Source organism: Janibacter sp. CFPM2_SD2 (genome assembly GCF_057364645.1).
In genome coordinates, this window is record NZ_JBNFOF010000417.1 from 1 (window position 1) to 531 (window position 531).

At 75.7% G+C, this 531-nt stretch carries 1 protein-coding gene; it reads left to right on the top strand.

Features of this window, described 5'->3' with window-relative positions; translation table 11 throughout:
* Window positions 1–531, top strand: a 531-nt coding sequence (locus AC2W7J_RS18720) for an rRNA adenine N-6-methyltransferase family protein (RefSeq protein ID WP_485984313.1), incomplete at both ends; no start/stop codon positions are given.

A 531-nucleotide genomic window follows, 5' to 3' on the forward strand; every position in this document is an offset into this window, starting at 1 on the left:
GGCACCGCAGCCACGACGTCGTGCCGGTGACCGGCTGCCCGATCGGGGTCGCGGCCGTCGACGAGGTCGACGACGACGCGCTCGCCGAGACCGAGAGCGCGCCCGGCTCGCTCGACGGGATCAGCGCGCTCGACGTCGTCGTCCCGTCGGGGGAGAGCGACACCGTCGTCGTCGAGGTCCCGCACGACGCGCCGACCCCGCCGATCACCGTCACCGAGACAGTCGCGACCGCAGCAGGGGAGCGGGCCATGCACGTCGACGCCCGCGGCTTCTGGCAGGTGCACCGGGATGCCCCGCGCGCCTTCGTCGAGGCCGTGCTGGCCGCCGCGGACGTCCGGCCGGGGGAGCGGGTGCTCGACCTCTACAGCGGCGTCGGCCTCTTCTCCGTCCCGCTCGCCGAGGCCGTGGGCCCCGACGGTCAGCTCGTCGCCGTCGAGTCCGACCGCCGGGCCACCGACCACCTGCGCGACAACCTCGCCGGCAACCCCGTGGGGCCTCGTCGTGCCCGGTCGTGTCGACGACCTGCTCGGC